Source organism: Selenomonas sp. FOBRC9, assembly GCF_000287655.1.
GTDB lineage: Bacteria > Bacillota > Negativicutes > Selenomonadales > Selenomonadaceae > Centipeda > Centipeda artemidis.
In genome coordinates this window covers 63889-80086 of sequence record NZ_ALJR01000003.1, presented here as the reverse complement: position 1 = coordinate 80086, position 16198 = coordinate 63889, and the positions used below count along the sequence as shown (strand labels likewise).

Genomic DNA, 16198 nt, shown 5'->3' with positions numbered 1-16198 from the left:
TGAAAGTGAGTTCTCCGAGGAGGAAGATTGCATGCAGGCCGTGGATAAACGGATCCTTATCAAGGCGGCAAATCTCTACTACAGTGACGGTTTGAAGCAGGGGGAAATCGCATCACGTCTTGGTGTCGATCGCACGACAGTGAGCAAGTATCTCAAGCGGGCGCTTGCGGCAGGCATTGTCCGCATCACGGTTGAGACGGACAGCAACGAGGAGCTTGAGAGCGCGCTCGAGCGTCGCTTCGGTCTCCGTGAGGCATACGTCGTTGCGCACAGCATCGACCTTGAACAGGTCAAGCGGCGTATGGCACAGGCAGGGCTGAGTCTCCTGCGGCGCATTGTGACCGACGGACAGACCATCGGTCTCGCGTGGGGGACGAGCATTCGCGAGTTGACGCGCTATGCGGCGGCGGAGCGACTGCACCCGGTCAATGCGGACTTTGTTCCGCTCGATGGCGGCCCTGAGAGCGTCGACAGCGAACTCCATGTGAATACGCTCTGCTATGAACTGGCAAATGCATTTGGTGGGCGCAGCCATTACATCTACGCCCCCGCGATTGCGCGTACGGCGGAGATTGCAGCGGCGATCCGACAGGATGTGAACTTCGAGCAAATCATGCAGTTCTGGGAACGGCTGGACATCGGCATTGTCGGCATCGGTGCGCCCGTGAAATCCTCGAACCTCGTCTGGATGGGCAGTTTCGGCAGAGAGGCGATTGAGAGCCTGCTGCGGGAGCGTGTGGTCGGCGAGATCTGCTCTATGTTCTACGACATCCAAGGGCGTCCCGTCACCACCGAGTTCCACGACCGCATCATCGCTGTCGAGCTCGAGCGCCTCCGTGCACTGCCATACAGCATCGGCATGGCGGCATCGCGCGAGAAGGTGCCCGCAATCCTCGGTGCGCTGCGCGGACATTACATCAACGTCCTCATCACGGATGAGGAGACAGCAAAAATTCTTTTGAATGAATGAAAGGAACGATGACAATGCTCTGGCTTGTTCTGATTGCCGTACTCATGTGGGTGCTCCAACTTGTCTTGAGCATCCTGCAGTTCCGACGCTTCGCGGCACATGTAAAGGAAATGCGCTGTGAGGGACGCGTCGCCATCGGGAAGGCGAAAGGGCGCTTCGTCGCAGGTGCCATCGTCCTCTTCGTCATTGATCCTGCGTGCAACATCGTGCGCGGTGAGATCATGAAGGGACTCACCGTATTTGCGGGGTTCCGCGCATTCGACGACTTTACCGGCAGAAATCTGCTCGATCTCACGGAGGCGGATGTCGTCTCCTATGATCGTCAGACGCGCCGCGCCGTGCTCGGCGCGCGTGAGGAGTATATCATCTACCAAGAGCAGGGGGAGACCCTTGCCAGTCACGCCTAAACAATGACCGTTTCCATATGAAAGGAGACATATCATGGATACCTTGATTCTCTTTGCCGAAGGCTTCATCGGCATGTTCAACAAGGGCGGCGAAACCCTTATCGGCTGGGTCACGGGCATTATCCCAACGCTCGTCTGTCTGCTCGTCGCGATGAATGCGATCGTGCTCTTCGTCGGCAACGAGCGTGTCGAGAAATTCGCCCACCTCTGCTCAGGTAATCCCATCTCGCGCTACGTCATTCTTCCGTTCATCGGCGTCTTTTTCCTCTGCAACCCGATGGCACTCTCCCTCGGCAAATTTTTGCCCGAGTACTACAAACCCTCGTACTACGCGGCGGCCTCGTCCGCATGCCATACAATGAACGGCATGTTCCCGCATGTCAACCCGGGCGAGATGTTCGTTTTCCTCGGCGTTGCGAACGGTATCACGACTCTCGGGCTGCCGTACACCGACCTCGCGCTGCGCTATCTGCTCGTCGGACTCATCGTCAACTTCCTGCGCGGCTGGCTTACGGACTTCACGACGGCGTACGTCCAGCGTCAGCAGGGTGTGCAGCTCAGCAAAGAACCGGCAGTGCTCAAGAGCTAATACCATCGGAGAGGAGAATCGATCATGAGCGAATATAAAAGTGTCGTCGTATCGGCGGGTTCGGGCGGCTTTGGCGGCCCGCTGACTCTCACGCCGAATGAAAAGCGGAACAAGATTGTCAACATTACGGGCGGCGTGATCTCGGATGTCGCTGTGCGCCTCGGGGAAATGACGGGCGCGGAGGTCGTGGACGGATTCAAGACCAGCGTGCCCGAGGACGAGATCCTTGCGGCGGTCATCGACTGCGGCGGCACGCTGCGCTGCGGCATCTATCCGCAGAAGCACATTTTCACCGTGAACATCAAACAGACGGGGCCCTCGGGTCCTCTCGCGCAGTACATCAAGCCCGATATCTACGTCTCCGGTGTCAAGCCGGCAAATATCGCATTCAGCGACGGTACTGCCGCTCACGCCGCAGCACCTGCAGCCGCAGCGCCGGCAGAGGAGGCTGCGCCGAAATACGACACCTCGAAGAAGATCACGGAGCAGTCCGGCAGTCTCATGGCAAAGGTCGGTCAGATGATGGGCGGCATCGTTGCCACGTTCTATCAAGCAGGGCGTGAGTCCATCAATACACTCATCACGACGATTCTGCCGTTCATGGCATTCGTCTCCATGCTCATCGGCGTCATCCTCGGCTCGGGCTTCGGAGACTTCGTCGCGCATTTCGTCTCGCCGCTCGCGGCGTCTCCGATCGGGCTCGTCATCCTCGCACTGATCTGCTCCTTCCCGCTCCTTTCCCCGTTCCTTGGGCCTGGGGCGGTCATCGCGCAGGTTGTCGGCGTCCTCATCGGCGTTGAGATCGGTCTCGGACACATCCCGCCGAACCTCGCACTCCCTGCCGTCTTTGCGATCAACGTGCAGTGCGCCTGCGACTTCATCCCCGTCGGGCTCGGACTTGCCGAGTCGGATGCAAAGACTGTCGAGATCGGTGTGCCTGCCGTGCTTTACTCCCGTTTCATGACGGGACCGCTTGCCGTTATCATTGCGTGGATTGCAAGCGCAGGACTTTACGAGAGTTGAACAATCGTGCAGAAGGAGAATAGATCATGAGCTGGTTACATCTCGAAGGAAAGACCGCAATCGTTACCGGCGGTGCGTCGGGGATCGGCAAGGCGGTCGTGGAGGCCTTTTTGGAACAGGGCGCGAATGTCGTCGTCTGCGATATGAATCCCGAGCCTCCCGCATTTGAGGAAACGCGCAGCAAGATGCTCTACGTCGTCACTGACGTGACGAAGCGTGCGAGCGTCGAGGCAATGGTGGAGAAGGCGAAGAAGCAGTTCGGCAGCATCGACATCCTCGTCAACAATGCCGGCATCAACATCCCGCGCCTCCTCGTCGATCCGAACGATCCGCACGGGAAATACGAGCTGGATGACAGCGTATTCGAGAAGGTCACGGCGGTCAACCTGAAGGGCGTCTACCTCTGCGCGCAGGCGGTCGGACGCGAGCTTGTCGCGCAGGGGCACGGTGTGCTCATCAACATGAGCTCCGAGAGCGGCATCGAGGGGTCCGAGGGGCAGAGCATCTACGCCGCGACAAAGAACGCCGTCAACTCCTTTACGCGCTCATGGGCAAAGGAGTTCGGCAAATACGGTGTGCGTGTCGTCGGTGTCGCCCCCGGCATTCTCGAGGCGACGGGGCTTCGCACCCTTGCTTACGAAGAGGCGCTTGCCTACACGCGCGGCATCAGCGTCGACGAACTGCGCAAGGGATATGCGAGTACGAAGACCACACCGCTCGGGCGCAGCGGCAAACTTGCTGAGGTCGCCGACCTCGTTGTCTACCTCGCCTCTGAGCGTGCCTCCTACATCCATGGCGTCACCTACAATGTTGCGGGCGGCAAGACGCGCGGTTGAGAGATTCATACGATACGGCAGGAGAATGCAGCATGAAATACTATTGTGAAATCACAAGCTGGGGCGATGAGGCACTTCTCTTTCTCGAGAACCCGGAGACCAACTTTATCATTATCTTCAACGACAATGCTCCGGCGGAGCTGGCATCGTTCTCCGTGCTCCATACGCCGGCGAACTACAACGCGGATCCCATCGTTGGCGATACGATGGTTGTTTGCGAAAAAGCATTCACAATTACCGCGATCGGTGACGAGGCGCTTGATACACTCAAGGAGATGGGGCACTGCACGCTTTCCTTCAAGGGCGGCGCTGAAGCGGAGCGTCCTGGCTGCATCATGCTGCAGGGGGATGTGCCGCTCACGAGGGACGATGTTAGAGAAGGAGCGACCATCGAGGTCTACTAATGGGATAGAAAAACACAAAGCCTCGTACCAATCAGTACGAGGCTTTGTGTTTTTGTTTTTCTTAGAACGTCATGCGTACGCCGCCGCGCCAGATGCGGCCGTCGTAGGCAAGGGCATCGTTCTCCTTGTTGAAGATGTTGTCGACGCCGAGGTAGGCGCTGAACTGGTCGTTGAATTTCTTCGTAACGACGAAGTTCATGAGTCCGAGAGACGCGTCTTTGTAAATGGTTCTGGCAGCCATGCCGCTTCCAACCCGCTCCGCATAGCGGTAGCCGGAGATCCAGTCCTGCCAGAGCGTTGCGTTCCAGCCGTGCCTCGGGTCGTCATAGCTGAGCTGGAGGCTTGCCTTGTGGCGGGCACGCCCGACCAGCCGAATATCTGCCTTGTCGTCATGCGCATCAAGGTAGGTGTAGAGACCGCGCAGAGAAAATCCGCTGCCGAGATCCTGCCGTGCCTCCAACTCGATTCCCTGAATCGTTGCGCTGTCAATGTTCTGATATGTGCCGGTTGCAAGCACGCGCGGTGGAAATCCGGGAAGGGGGGTTATGACCGTATTGATGTTGATCAAATCCTCCACCTTATTGCGGAAGTAACTGAGTTTTCCAGAAGTTTTTCCACACTCAGCCTCGATGCCAATATCGAAGTTGAAGGATTTCTCGGGTTTCAAATTCGGATTTCCAATAATGTGGACATCCATTCGAGCATTCGGTGTATGCCGCCAATCAAAGTACAGTTCGCTCGCTGTCGGAGCGCGGTAGGCAGTGCCGATGTTCGCCTTGAAGCGCAGGTTCTTGCTCACCTTATACGTTGTACCGAGCTTGCCCGTGATCTCGCTGCCGAATATGTTGTTGTAGTCCCAGCGAATGGACGGGATGAGCAGCCAGCGCGGGCTTGCCACCCACTCGTCCTGGAGATAGAGAGCGGCGTAGTTCATCGAGCTGTCGCCAAGCTGATTCGTCATGCCTTCGAGTGTTTTGGTTTTTGTTCCGCGAATGCGTGTGCCTTTGTAATCCTCCTTGCGGTACTCGCCGCCGACGGTCAGCAAATGGTCCTTTGCAATCTGCATGGAGCGTCTGCCGTCGAAGATGAGAGAGTTGAACGTCATGTCGTCAAAACTGTGGAGGCTGCCGCTTGCGCGGTTTCGTGTGCGCTGGTTCTTGTCGAAATACGTGTAGTATGCCTGCATCTCGTAGTCGCCGCGGCGGTCACGTCCGGAATATTTGACACCCGTGGAAAAGCGGTCGTGGTCATAACTCGTGCCCTGCGTGAGCGAGTCCTTCATATAGAGGTCTTCCTTCAGATAGTCGAAGAAGATGTCGAGCCATTTGTTTTGTGCCACATCCATACGGCCGTCGATGTTGAAGAAATACTTTTTGCCGTGCATGTTGCTTGTAACATTCGTTCCGCGTTCACGTATATCCATATGCTTGAAGCTTGTGCTGAACGCCCATTTTCCGACCTTTCCGGAGTCGAGGCGGATGCCCTGATCGCTCTGCCGGGTGGTCCAGTCAAGTGTCAGCGAAGCCTGTGCCTTAGCAGGGCGCTTCCGAATGACGTTGATGACGCCGCCAAGCGCCTCCGAGCCATAGAGAGAGCTGACAGCGCCGCGCACAATCTCGATGCGTTCCACGTCGTCCATATTGATGCGCTGGAGTTCGTAGTAGTTCATCGTTTCGCTTGTATTCTCTGTCCGGACGCGGCGGCCGTCGACGAGGATGAGCGTCTGGTTGGTATTCATGCCGCGGAGGCCAGAGCGGTTGCCGACCATCGCGTTCTCCTGTATGTCGATGCCGATGGCCAGCTTCAGTGCCTGCGCGAGTGTCTCTGCGCCCATCTTGTCAATATCGGCGCGCGTGATGACCTCAACGGCACTGGGCGTTTCCTTGACCTCCTGCTCTGTGCGGGATGCCGTAACGACAATGTCCTTCGTTTGTACATTTTTGCCCTCTGCCTGATCCGTGCTCTCTGCTGCGTAGGCGGGAACAGACATCGCACCGAGGACGGCGGCGGTCAGAAGCAGGTTTTTCTTCATGTATTTTTGCAACATTTTTCATCTCCGATCACTGGATACCAATACGGCGCACACAGCGCCTCCGCTGCTCGTTCAGCTCTCCTAAAATGCTGCATTTTTTTGTGCGTATTCCTCCCCTCACTGCGGTGCAGGATACATGATGTCTGCAAGCGCCTGGAGGGCGTCGGCTGCGCGAACGCCCGGGTTCACGGCGAAAAGATCGTAGGGCAGGACGTAGACACGGCCGTTTTTGACGGCGTCGACACCGGCCCAAGCCTCGTTTTCCTGCAGATCGCGGCGCATCTTCGGTTCGAGCGTCTCTGTGGGTCCGTGTACGATGACGAAGATCACGGCGGGGTCCTCACGTGCAACAAACTCCATGGAGATCGGCAGATAGGCACCGTCGCCCTCCGCCCGGTCCGCGATGTTGCCGCCGCCGAGCATGTCGATGAGGCCGCCTGTGAAGCACTTTGATGTGCCCATGTTAAAGCTGTCCGGCGCGCCGAAGATGAGAAGGTTCTTCGGTGGAGTGCGGCCTTCGGCCTGTTTTTTTACGGCATCGAGTTTCTCCTGTATCAATGCGGCCTGTGTGCGGGCAGTCTCCTCATTTCCCGTGAGCCTGCCGTAGAACTCGAGTGTTCCGAGCAGGGCAGGCACGTCATCGAGCGCCTGAATATAGAGCGGAATGCCGGCATTGCTGAGCGTTTCCTCAAGTCCTGTGTGGAACGGCACATTTGTACCGATGACAAGATCGGGCTGCAGTGCAAGAATTTTCTCGATGTCGGGCTGGTGGATGATGCCGACCTCCTCCGCCGCGGCCGTCTTTTCCTTCACCGTCTCCGAGAGCGTCTGTGAGGTCGGCTTTCCGACGATGTTCTCGGCGCCGCCCGCCGCAACGTAGAGATCGAGGTTCGATGGGTTGAGGATGACGACGCGCTCGGGATGCGACGGCAGTGTAACCGTACGCCCCGTGCTGTCCGTCACCGTCAGCTCCTTCTGCTCCGGCGGATCCTGCGCCCGCGGCCAGAGGAGAAATGCCGCAGCTGCCGCGAGGCAGAGCAGAGCCGTGATGATACCGATTTTTCGCATAGACACCTCCGATGCGATATGATCAACTATGAAGCCGCTTCGTTGACTGCCGTTTCCGCGACGCGTTCCGGCAGGCAGAGTTTCGTGCGGCGGCCTGCGATCTCAATGTCGCTGACGCGGCTTTCCACGCCATAGAGATCGCGCACTAGTGCGCGCGTGAAGACCTCGTTCGGCGGACCGTCCGCGAGGAGCTCTCCGGCACGGACGGCAATGATCCGCCGCGCATGGCGCACAGCCTGATTGAGATCGTGCAGCACCATGACAACAGTGAGACCGAGTGCATCGTGAAGACCCTCCACAAGCTCCATCAGAGCGAGTTGGTGACGAATATCAAGATACGTTGTCGGCTCGTCGAGGAGCAGAATCTCCGGCTGCTGTGCAAGTGCCATAGCAAGACGCGCCCGCTGGCGCTCGCCGCCAGAGAGTGCACGGATCGGGCGCATGGCAAAGGACTCCATCCCCGTCCGCACGAGTGCTTCGCAGCAGATTTCTCCATCCTCTTTCGAGAATGTATCCCAGAAGCTCCGATGCGGCAGGCGTCCCATGCGGACGAGTTCGAGCACGGTGATGTCGCCGGGCGGCTCTGCACTTTGCGGGAGAAAGGCAATCCTCTGTGCGACCTCCCGTTCCGGCTTGCTCCAGATATCCGTGCCAAGGAATTCCACTGTGCCGCTGCGCGGCTTTAAGAGGCGTGCAAGGGCCTTTAGGAGCGTCGACTTGCCCGAGCCGTTCGGCCCGATGATGGCGGAGATCTCCGCGCGGCGGATGGAAACGTCGACCGAATGGATGATCTCCGTGCTCCCATACGCAACGGAAAGTCCACACGCCCGCAGCAGTTCCTCCATATCGTCACCCCCTTCGCATGCCCTTCTTAAGCAGGTAGAGAAAAAACGGTGCGCCCAAAAAGGACATGAATACACCCACCGGAACCTCTATCGGTGCGAAAGCGACGCGTGCTGCAGCATCTGCGCCGGTCACGAGCGCCGCACCCCAGATCGCTGATACGGGCAGCAGCCAATCAAAATCAGAGCCGGTCAGGAGACGCACCATATGCGGGACGACGAGACCGACGAAGCCGAGCATGCCCGCGGCACTTACGGCGGATGCGGCAAGCAGCGCAGCAAGAACGAGGAGAACCAGACGGGCGCGCGGGACGTTTACGCCGAGACTGCGCGCCGTCTCCTCGCCCAACTGCAGCGCATTCAGCCAGCGGCTGCCGAGCAGTGTTCCTGCAAGGCCGACGAGCGTGTAGGGGAGAACCATTTCCGCATGACTCCAGCTGCGCCCGGCAAAGCCTCCGGCCATCCAATTCACCGTGCCCTGCACGCGATCGGAGTAGAAAACCATCAGTGCCGTCATTGCCCCGCCGAAAAAAGCTGCGACTGCGACGCCCGCGAGGACCATGCGCATCGGATGCACGCCGTTTTCCCAGGAGAGGACAAAGACAAGCGCAACGGCGATCATTGCTCCGACGAACGCGCCGAGCGGGACGAATTTCGTCTCAGCCGGCAGCAGGATCATGATGCACATGGCGGCAAGCCCCGCACCCGCAGAAACGCCGATAATGCCGGGATCAGCGAGCGGATTTTTCAGGATGCCCTGGAGAATGCAGCCGGCCAATGCGAGGTTGATGCCCGTCAGTGCGCCCGTGATGATGCGCGGCAGACGGATGTGCCAGAGAATGCGGTAGTCCTCCGGCGTGCCGTTTCCCAGAAGCGTCGGCAGCAGATTGTGCGGAGCGATCTCAATTGCACCTGATGAGGCGCTCACGACCAGAGCGCATATGAGTACGAGGAAGCCAAGCCCCAGCGCCAACCGCCGTCCCATTGTGCGCGGGTGCATATGGGGGACCTTTTCCAATGCTTCCATATAGATAAACTCCATTCTGTAATCTGTGAGAGGTGTAATTATTATCAATAATGAGCGAAAAGAAAAAGGGACTTATCCCTTTTTTGAATGCAATAAACGCTCTGTATTCTTTGCTGGCAATCAAATCGCTATATTATAATAATTTTGTCATCTGTTCATTGCTAGGATACCCTATCCCATTTCTCTTGTCAACTTAAAACGACAAACAGAAAACCGCCGTATTTCAACCTCAATACGACGGTTCTGAGTTTCCCATATTTTATTCGCCCATCACAACAATTGTGCACTTGCGCGTGCGCGCACGCGTGCGGTCGAAGTCGGCGAAGTAGCAGTAGCCGGTGGTGCCGACGCCGAGCTTGCCATCGGTGACCTCGAAGGTCTCCGACGAGCCGATGAGGGTTGCCTTGAGGTGGGCATCGCAGTTCCAGAGTGCCGTGCGGTCGCCGCCCGGGAGGTATGCCTCCACATCGGGCCAGCTCTCGACCGCGCGGTAATGCTCCTCGCCCGGATACTGGTACTGGTTCCAGCCTGTCTGGTCGGGGATGATCTTCTCGAGGACGGTGTTCAGATCGTTCTGCAGGAACTCGGTGCCCGTCTCGTCGACATCGTGCACGAACTCCTCGAAGAAGACGGCGCAGGTGGTGTGCGGTGAGATGACCGTTGCCGTGCCTTCCTTGATGCCGCTCTCGGCGATGGCCGCACGGAGTTCCTCGGTGATGTTGATAAAGGTCGGCGTTTTGCCGTGGGATTCGAGCGTCAGTTTTTTCTTAAAAACAGTCATGCCTGCTCTCCTTATGCTGCGCTTCCCTCTGCCTGACGTACCTCGGCAGCGCGTACAATCGCCTTTGCCATCTCCATGATGCGTTCCGCCGGGTCGGGGGCGTTCAGAATGCCGCTTGTTGCGCCGCTGCCGTCGGCACCGAGGCGGACAACGCGGTAGACATCGTCCGCCGTTGTAATGCCCGAGGCAATCATGACGGCAATCGTCGGATCAATGCTGCGGATCTTTGCGACGATCGAGGTCGTGTAGCTGTCGTCTGCAGTCCTGCCTGTCCCGATGAGATCCGTCGGCTCGCAGAGGAGGATGTCAGGGCGGAATGCAGCGATGGCCGTGCCCTCGGCAAGCGAATCGGCGCATGCAATCGTCTCGATGCCGAGCTCTCGTGCGCGGGCGATGGTCTTTGCGAGTTCCGCCATCGTCATCGGGTTCTCTGCATGGTTGAGGAACGTCGCGCGCGCGCCTGCGTCATAGAGCGCCTCGGGAAGGAGATGCCCCATGCCGCGCCCCGGTTTCAGGCTCTCCATCGCCTGTGCCGTGACGATGATTGCGTCTGTGTTCTCGCAGATATAGCGGATGTCGGAGAAGGGACAGGTGAAGTAGATCTTCAGCCCCGTCTTTTTAGCGGCATCGTCAGCAGCCTTTGCAAGTGCAAGCGACTCCTTGCCATAGAGATAGGATTTCGGATTGACAACGAGGAATGGCGCGAGACTGCTCTTCATGATGACTCCTCCTAATCAAAATAAAATTACCATTGGGTAATTAAATGTTACCACAGGTAAAATCCCATTGCAACCGTATTTGTGTTGACAAAAGGATAAGTAATCAAATACTATAACAAAAGTAAAAGAAGCGGGAGGCACATCTATGACGAGCAGAAAGCAGCAGCGCCTGCATGAGAAAATCCGCGATGCGATGGAGCGGCAGTTTGCCGACCTGGCGTATTTCTCACCGATCCCCGGCGAACGGGAACTGTGCCAGCAGCTGGGGGTGAGCCGCCCGACGGTGCGCAAGGCGCTCGAACTTCTTGAGGCAGAGAATAAGATTGTCCGCATACAGGGACGCGGCTCGTTCTACACAGGGGAGAAGATCCCCGTCGACTACGCTGCAGCGGGCGAGCGCGGCTTTGGGCTTGCACAGATGTTCTCGGCAGAGGGGCGTGTGACACGCAGCACGGTGCTTCAGCAGGTGGTTGAGACGGCGCGCGGCAACCTTGCGGCGATGCTCGGCATCCCTGCGGAGACGCTGGTCTTTCATCTGAAGCGGCTGCGCTATGTGGATGAGCAGATCTATGCAGTGACAGACGACTATATCCCTCTTGCACTCTGCCCGGAGCTTGTCCGCACGGACTTCACGCAGAACGGCCTTTTGCGTACGTTGGAGGCACATGGCGTGCATGCCTACGCAGAGGATAAGACGATCGAGGTCATTCACGCCGCACCCGAGATTGCACTCTATCTCGAGGTAGAGGAGCAGGCACCGGTCTTCGTTACGCGGATTCTGACGACGGACCGCGAGGGACGTGTTATACAGTATGCGACCGCGCAGGCAGATGCGTTCCGCAGTCGCTTCCGTGTACGTTCCACGATAAAAGAATGACCACTGGTAAATAAAATGATTGACAAAAGGATTGCCCTGAAATATGATAGGCACACAATGAACGTGTTGTCAGACAAGGGGGAATTCTCATGCTGGTCGATGGAAAATCCGTGCTCGATGCGGCAAAGGCAGGCCGTTACGGCATCGTCGCGCCCGATTTTTTAACACTGAACGCCGCGCGTGTCTTTGTGCAGACTGCGGATGCGCTCAAAACCCCGATTCTGCTCTCTTTTGCACAGGGGCATGCGGGCCTGATTTCCCTTGAGGAGGCGGCGCTCGTCGGCAAGTACTGGGCGGAAAAGGTCGATACGCCGATTGTTCTGCATCTCGACCACGGGCAGGATTTTGACTTCCTGCAGCGTGCCGTCGAACTCGGTTTTACCTCGGTCATGCTGGATGCCTCGATGAAGGACATGGACGAGAACATCCGCCTGACCAGGGAAGTCGTCGCCTGCGCGCATGCAAAGGGCGTGAGCGTTGAGGCGGAGATCGGTCATGTGGGCGGCGCATCGGAGGGGATCGAGGGGGCGACCACAGACAGTGTCTACACGACGGTGGAGGAGGCAAAGACCTTTGCTGCGGCCACGGGGGTTGATTCTCTCGCCGTATCGATCGGTACGTCGCACGGTGTCTATGCGGGCAGCCGAACTCCGGAACTGAACTTTAAACGCCTGCAGGAGCTCGCTGCCGCCGTTCCTGTTCCGCTCGTTCTGCACGGCGGTTCCGGCACGGGCGATGAGAATCTGCGCCGTGCTGTGCGCGAGGGGATTACAAAGCTGAATGTCTATACAGATTTCCTCGTCGGTGCGATGGCGGAGATCAAGGCGGCGGAGCCGGATTCACTGGTCGAACTGCAGAAGGCTTCGGATGAGGGCATGCGCAAGGTGCTGACGCACTACATCGAGCTGATCTCAAAGCAGCCCTGAGAAGAATTTCATACAAAACGCTGTCGATTTGATCGACAGCGTTTTGTATTGGAACAAATGACAAGGCGGTCCGAATCAGAAGTTTACATTTACAAAAATTCAACAAAGTATTTATTGTAAAAAATGTTTCCCGATGCTATAATTTAAAACATCACAGAGAAAATAAATGCCGAAGGGGGAGGGGATTTCTTGCAGACAGAGATGCTCCTCGGCGGACTGTTCCTGCTCTTTGTTGTTCAGGTTGTCGGAACGCATCTGCAGGTCAAGGAGTACAAGCGTGCCGTGCGCGAGATGCACAAGCTGGGCAACGTCGGCATCGGTTCGCGTCGGTGGCGGCTCGGTCCTTCGAACATTGTCATCATCGCGTGCGATTCGGCAGGGGAGATTCGTGCGGGCAAGATGATGCAGGGCATGACGATTCTCAGCCGGTTCCGCCCGATCGAAGGGATTGCGGGGCGGACGATCTACGATTTACACGCAGAGTATGCGGCGCTGCCGGATAAGAGGCGCGCGCATTACAAAGGGCATATTGCGGCGCTTGACGCGCTGATCGCCCGTCTTGACAGCACGCAGCAGAAAAACAGTGCCGGCACATGACAGCAAAAATTTATAGAATTTATTGATGATTAGGAGGAAGGCGTATGTTCAAATCCGTGAAGATTGTTCCCGGCAACGGCGGCTGGGGCGGGCCACTCGTCCTCGTGCCGTCCGAGACGCGCAATAAGATTGTGAGCGTCACGGGCGGCGGAATTCATCCCGTTGCGGCGAAGATTGCCGAGATGACGGGATGCGAAGCGGTGGACGGGTTCCGCGCGGGCGTGCCGGACGAGGAGATCCTGCTCGCCGTTGTGGACTGCGGCGGCACGGCGCGCTGCGGCGTCTATCCGAAGAAGGGGATTTTGACGGCGAACCTCCTGCCCGTCGGTAAGATGGGCCCTTTGGCGCAGTTTATTACGAAGGAGCTTTATGTTTCGGCGGTGGATGCATCCTGTCTTTCCTATGCGGACGAGGCGGAGGCCGCCGCCGTACGCGCGGCGTCGGACTACGTGCCAAAGACCAAAGAGCAGGCAAAGGCGGAGGTCGCCCGCCTGCAGGGGAATCGTGAAAAGAATTTCGTCACGCGGCTCGGCATCGGCATCGGCGGCGTCGTTAATAAATTCTATGCGGCGGGACGCGAGACCATCGACATCACAATCAAGAGCATCCTGCCGTTCATGGCGTTCGTCTCGATGATTCTCGGCATCATCAGTGTGTCGGGGCTCGGCAATGTCATTGCAACGACCATCTCCCCGCTGGCGAGCACGCTCCCGGGGATGCTCGTCATCTCGCTCATCTGCGCGATCCCGTTCATCTCCCCGGTGCTGGGCCCGGGCGCAGTCATCGCGCAGGTCGTCGGCACGCTGCTCGGCGCGCAGATCGGCATGGGAAATATCCCACCGCAGTATGCGCTCCCTGCGCTCTTTGCCATCAACGCGCAGGTCGGCGCAGACTTTGTCCCCGTGGGGCTGAGTCTCGGCGAGGCGGATCCCGAGACCATCGAGCTGGGCGTTCCCGCCGTACTCTATTCGCGCGTGATCACGGGGCCGCTGGCGGTGCTCATCGCCTATGCGGCGAGTATTGGACTTTACTAAAGGGGGGGCATGGATATGGAACTCATTGCGGCGGCAGCCAACGGCTTTATGGAACTCTTCCGCGCGGGTGCGGCGACGTTCACCTCGTGGGTCACGGGCATCATTCCTCTGCTCGTCATCATGATGACGGCGGTCAATTCGGTCATCAAGCTCATCGGCGAGGATCGCGTGAACGGCGTGGCGCAGCGTGCAACGGAGAACATCATCACGCGCTATACGGTGCTCCCCGTGCTTGCCGTGCTCTTCCTCGGCAATCCCATGTGCTACACGTTCGGCAATTTTGTTGAGCAGAGATATAAACCCGCGTACTATGATGCGGCGGTCAGCTTCGTCCATCCTGTGACGGGGCTCTTCCCACATGCGAACGGCGGCGAACTCTTCGTCTACATGGGGATCGCGTCGGGCATCACAATGCTCGGACTGCCGCTCGGCGATCTCGCCGTGCGCTATTTCCTCGTCGGTGTTGTCGTCATCCTGATCCGCGGCATCGTCACGGAGAAAATCTATCTCTATATGACGCGCCGTGAGGAGAAACGGGCATAAAGAGGAGGAAGCGGTCATGAAATTCTACTGCGAAATCACGAGCTGGGGCGAAGAGGCACTGCACTTCCTTGACGATCCGAGCGCCAATTTCATTGTTATCTTTGACAATAACGCGCCGGCGGAGCTGGCGGAGTTTTCCGTCCTGCATACGACCGCGAACTATAATGAAGATCCGGCGGTCGGCGATACGATGATCATCTGTGACAAGGCGTTCGACATCACCGCGGTCGGCGAAGAGGCGCTGCACACGCTGCGGCAGATCGGTCACTGCACGCTCTCGTTCAAGGGTGGTACGGAGCCGGAGCGCCCCGGCTGCATTATGCTCACGGGGGATACGCCGCTCACGACTGCGGATTTCAAAATGGGCGCGACCATCGAGGTTTACTGATCTTTTTTAAGATATTCCGGGGGCTGCCGCACGGACAGCCCCTTTTTTACACAGTCGAATAGAAAAAATGTCAACATTACGAATGGGTTTTGTAATAATTTCCATGCGTTTCGGTTATGAAAGGAGGGGCTTGTGAAGAAGATTATTGACGATGTGCGACTCATATTCAAATGCTGCAGTCTCTACTATCTCGACGGTCTCGGACAGAAGGAGATCTGCGAGACGCTCGGGATCTCGCGCCCGACCGTCTCGCGTATGTTGAGCATCGGCAAGGAACGCGGTATCGTCCGCATCGAGATACAGAATCCGGACAACATCGCCTATGGACGTATGGAGCGCGATCTGGAGCAAAAATACGGTTTGCAGGAGGTTATCGTTGTCCCGTCCGCCCCTGTCTCGACGCCCGGGGAGGCTGCGCGCTCGGAGGTTGGCAGCGCCGCGCTCGAGTATCTTGCGCGCATCCTCGCGGACGGCGATCTTGTCGGCATTACGATGGGCTTTACCATGCAGCAGATCGTACGGTCGGATTACTTCATCCGCAGCGCCATCAGGGCGACTTTTGTCCCTCTTGTCGGCGGAGTGGCGGAGAGTCGCCTCGATATTCACTCGAACTATCTGGCGCAGGAGTTCGCCGACCGGTTTGCGGGCGACTGCGTGCAGTTCTTCTCGCCCGCTGTGTTCTCGCGCCGCGAGGTGCTCGAGGGGTTCCTTGAGGAGCGCACGATCCGCAATGTGACGCGGCTCTACGAACGTCTTGACATTGTGCTCATGGGGATCGGCGTCCCTTCCGTCGATGACTCGACCATCCTGCAGACGGGCTATGTGGACGGCACGATGCTCGACGACTTTACGGCACACGGCGCGGTAGGAGATATAGCACTGCGCTACTTTAACAAAGACGGCGACACGGCGCCCTTTCGTGCCTTCAACGAGCGCGTTGCGGGCATCCCGCTCGATACGCTGAAAAAAATCCCGCGGCGCGTGGGCGCTGCGGGCGGCAGTCAAAAGACGGAAGCGGTGCGCGGTGCGATCCGCGGCGGATTCATCAATGTACTCATCACCGATATTGACTGCGCGCAGCAGCTGCTCTGACCCAACGGCCACACATTCGCCTAGAGGTGCGGCTTTTTTGTGC

General features: G+C 58.0%; 19 protein-coding genes. 13 read left to right on the top strand and 6 right to left on the bottom strand.

Annotation, left to right across the window (positions count from 1 at the left end; translation table 11 throughout):
* Window positions 1–31 precede the first annotated feature (31 nt).
* From HMPREF1147_RS00895 to HMPREF1147_RS00870, 6 genes are read left to right on the top strand one after another with little or no spacing between them, the layout of a single operon-like run.
* A complete protein-coding gene (locus HMPREF1147_RS00895) occupies window positions 32–970 on the top strand; it encodes a sugar-binding transcriptional regulator (RefSeq protein ID WP_009657294.1) in 939 nt (312 codons plus the stop codon).
* A gap of 14 nt (window positions 971–984) precedes the next feature.
* Complete coding sequence (locus HMPREF1147_RS00890; protein ID WP_009657412.1) at window positions 985–1377, top strand: transcriptional regulator GutM; 393 nt, start codon at window positions 985–987, stop codon at window positions 1375–1377.
* Between the two features lie 34 nt (window positions 1378–1411).
* Window positions 1412–1966 (top strand): PTS glucitol/sorbitol transporter subunit IIC, encoded by a 555-nt coding sequence (locus HMPREF1147_RS00885; RefSeq protein WP_009657347.1) that lies wholly within the window; start codon window positions 1412–1414, stop codon window positions 1964–1966.
* 24 nt (window positions 1967–1990) lie between these two features.
* Entirely contained in the window at window positions 1991–2989 is a 999-nt protein-coding gene (locus HMPREF1147_RS00880) for a PTS glucitol/sorbitol transporter subunit IIB (protein ID WP_009657252.1), read from the top strand.
* 26 nt (window positions 2990–3015) lie between these two features.
* A complete protein-coding gene (locus tag HMPREF1147_RS00875) occupies window positions 3016–3825 on the top strand; it encodes an SDR family oxidoreductase (RefSeq protein ID WP_009657377.1) in 810 nt (269 codons plus the stop codon).
* A 32-nt stretch (window positions 3826–3857) separates the two neighbouring features.
* Complete coding sequence (locus tag HMPREF1147_RS00870) at window positions 3858–4229, top strand: PTS glucitol/sorbitol transporter subunit IIA (RefSeq protein WP_009657247.1); 372 nt, start codon at window positions 3858–3860, stop codon at window positions 4227–4229.
* Between the two features lie 61 nt (window positions 4230–4290).
* Here the strand turns inward: HMPREF1147_RS00870 and HMPREF1147_RS00865 are convergent, their stop codons facing one another.
* The 6 genes from HMPREF1147_RS00865 to HMPREF1147_RS00840 all read right to left on the bottom strand — a co-directional run bounded on the left by HMPREF1147_RS00865 (window position 4291) and on the right by HMPREF1147_RS00840 (window position 10698).
* A complete protein-coding gene (locus tag HMPREF1147_RS00865; RefSeq protein ID WP_009657407.1) occupies window positions 4291–6276 on the bottom strand; it encodes a TonB-dependent siderophore receptor in 1986 nt (661 codons plus the stop codon).
* A 102-nt stretch (window positions 6277–6378) separates the two neighbouring features.
* Window positions 6379–7329, bottom strand: a complete 951-nt coding sequence (locus HMPREF1147_RS00860; protein WP_009657373.1) for an ABC transporter substrate-binding protein — start codon at window positions 7327–7329, stop codon at window positions 6379–6381.
* A gap of 26 nt (window positions 7330–7355) precedes the next feature.
* Window positions 7356–8174 (bottom strand): ABC transporter ATP-binding protein, encoded by an 819-nt coding sequence (locus tag HMPREF1147_RS00855; RefSeq protein ID WP_009657395.1) that lies wholly within the window; start codon window positions 8172–8174, stop codon window positions 7356–7358.
* A gap of 4 nt (window positions 8175–8178) precedes the next feature.
* The gene (locus tag HMPREF1147_RS00850; protein WP_009657280.1) at window positions 8179–9198 is read right to left on the bottom strand and encodes an iron ABC transporter permease; all 1020 of its coding nucleotides are present in this window, start codon (window positions 9196–9198) and stop codon (window positions 8179–8181) included.
* A 259-nt stretch (window positions 9199–9457) separates the two neighbouring features.
* Window positions 9458–9979 (bottom strand): YjbQ family protein, encoded by a 522-nt coding sequence (locus tag HMPREF1147_RS00845; protein ID WP_009657388.1) that lies wholly within the window; start codon window positions 9977–9979, stop codon window positions 9458–9460.
* An 11-nt stretch (window positions 9980–9990) separates the two neighbouring features.
* Window positions 9991–10698: a triose-phosphate isomerase gene (locus HMPREF1147_RS00840; RefSeq protein ID WP_009657314.1), complete on the bottom strand. Its 708-nt coding sequence runs from the start codon at window positions 10696–10698 to the stop codon at window positions 9991–9993.
* Window positions 10699–10843: 145 nt separating this feature from the next.
* On the opposite strand from HMPREF1147_RS00840, the gene HMPREF1147_RS00835 reads away from it, so the two are divergent.
* The 7 genes from HMPREF1147_RS00835 to HMPREF1147_RS00805 all read left to right on the top strand — a co-directional run bounded on the left by HMPREF1147_RS00835 (window position 10844) and on the right by HMPREF1147_RS00805 (window position 16155).
* Window positions 10844–11575 (top strand): GntR family transcriptional regulator, encoded by a 732-nt coding sequence (locus HMPREF1147_RS00835; protein ID WP_009657405.1) that lies wholly within the window; start codon window positions 10844–10846, stop codon window positions 11573–11575.
* An 89-nt stretch (window positions 11576–11664) separates the two neighbouring features.
* Window positions 11665–12501, top strand: a complete 837-nt coding sequence (locus HMPREF1147_RS00830) for a class II fructose-bisphosphate aldolase (RefSeq protein WP_009657310.1) — start codon at window positions 11665–11667, stop codon at window positions 12499–12501.
* Between the two features lie 189 nt (window positions 12502–12690).
* Entirely contained in the window at window positions 12691–13098 is a 408-nt protein-coding gene (locus tag HMPREF1147_RS00825) for a transcriptional regulator GutM (protein WP_009657257.1), read from the top strand.
* Between the two features lie 44 nt (window positions 13099–13142).
* A complete protein-coding gene (locus tag HMPREF1147_RS00820) occupies window positions 13143–14132 on the top strand; it encodes a PTS glucitol/sorbitol transporter subunit IIB (protein ID WP_009349766.1) in 990 nt (329 codons plus the stop codon).
* Window positions 14133–14147: 15 nt separating this feature from the next.
* Window positions 14148–14675 (top strand): PTS glucitol/sorbitol transporter subunit IIC, encoded by a 528-nt coding sequence (locus tag HMPREF1147_RS00815; protein WP_037350585.1) that lies wholly within the window; start codon window positions 14148–14150, stop codon window positions 14673–14675.
* A gap of 16 nt (window positions 14676–14691) precedes the next feature.
* On the top strand, window positions 14692–15063 hold the full coding sequence (locus tag HMPREF1147_RS00810) for a PTS glucitol/sorbitol transporter subunit IIA (RefSeq protein WP_009657355.1): 372 nt from the start codon (window positions 14692–14694) through the stop codon (window positions 15061–15063).
* Between the two features lie 132 nt (window positions 15064–15195).
* On the top strand, window positions 15196–16155 hold the full coding sequence (locus HMPREF1147_RS00805) for a sugar-binding transcriptional regulator (protein WP_009439230.1): 960 nt from the start codon (window positions 15196–15198) through the stop codon (window positions 16153–16155).
* Window positions 16156–16198: the final 43 nt, after the last annotated feature.

Excerpts from the sequence above, each read along its gene's own strand:
- HMPREF1147_RS00845 (WP_009657388.1), bottom strand. The coding sequence starts at position 9,979 with ATGACTGTTTTTAAGAAAAAACTGACGCTCGAATCCCACGGCAAAACG.
- HMPREF1147_RS00850 (WP_009657280.1), bottom strand. The coding sequence starts at position 9,198 with ATGGAAGCATTGGAAAAGGTCCCCCATATGCACCCGCGCACAATGGGA.
- HMPREF1147_RS00865 (WP_009657407.1), bottom strand. The coding sequence starts at position 6,276 with ATGTTGCAAAAATACATGAAGAAAAACCTGCTTCTGACCGCCGCCGTC.
- HMPREF1147_RS00890 (WP_009657412.1), top strand. The coding sequence starts at position 985 with ATGCTCTGGCTTGTTCTGATTGCCGTACTCATGTGGGTGCTCCAACTT.
- HMPREF1147_RS00880 (WP_009657252.1), top strand. The coding sequence starts at position 1,991 with ATGAGCGAATATAAAAGTGTCGTCGTATCGGCGGGTTCGGGCGGCTTT.
- HMPREF1147_RS00895 (WP_009657294.1), top strand. The coding sequence starts at position 32 with ATGCAGGCCGTGGATAAACGGATCCTTATCAAGGCGGCAAATCTCTAC.
- HMPREF1147_RS00860 (WP_009657373.1), bottom strand. The coding sequence starts at position 7,329 with ATGCGAAAAATCGGTATCATCACGGCTCTGCTCTGCCTCGCGGCAGCT.
- HMPREF1147_RS00875 (WP_009657377.1), top strand. The coding sequence starts at position 3,016 with ATGAGCTGGTTACATCTCGAAGGAAAGACCGCAATCGTTACCGGCGGT.
- HMPREF1147_RS00870 (WP_009657247.1), top strand. The coding sequence starts at position 3,858 with ATGAAATACTATTGTGAAATCACAAGCTGGGGCGATGAGGCACTTCTC.
- HMPREF1147_RS00835 (WP_009657405.1), top strand. The coding sequence starts at position 10,844 with ATGACGAGCAGAAAGCAGCAGCGCCTGCATGAGAAAATCCGCGATGCG.
- HMPREF1147_RS00885 (WP_009657347.1), top strand. The coding sequence starts at position 1,412 with ATGGATACCTTGATTCTCTTTGCCGAAGGCTTCATCGGCATGTTCAAC.
- HMPREF1147_RS00840 (WP_009657314.1), bottom strand. The coding sequence starts at position 10,698 with ATGAAGAGCAGTCTCGCGCCATTCCTCGTTGTCAATCCGAAATCCTAT.
- HMPREF1147_RS00810 (WP_009657355.1), top strand. The coding sequence starts at position 14,692 with ATGAAATTCTACTGCGAAATCACGAGCTGGGGCGAAGAGGCACTGCAC.
- HMPREF1147_RS00855 (WP_009657395.1), bottom strand. The coding sequence starts at position 8,174 with ATGGAGGAACTGCTGCGGGCGTGTGGACTTTCCGTTGCGTATGGGAGC.
- HMPREF1147_RS00830 (WP_009657310.1), top strand. The coding sequence starts at position 11,665 with ATGCTGGTCGATGGAAAATCCGTGCTCGATGCGGCAAAGGCAGGCCGT.
- HMPREF1147_RS00815 (WP_037350585.1), top strand. The coding sequence starts at position 14,148 with ATGGAACTCATTGCGGCGGCAGCCAACGGCTTTATGGAACTCTTCCGC.
- HMPREF1147_RS00820 (WP_009349766.1), top strand. The coding sequence starts at position 13,143 with ATGTTCAAATCCGTGAAGATTGTTCCCGGCAACGGCGGCTGGGGCGGG.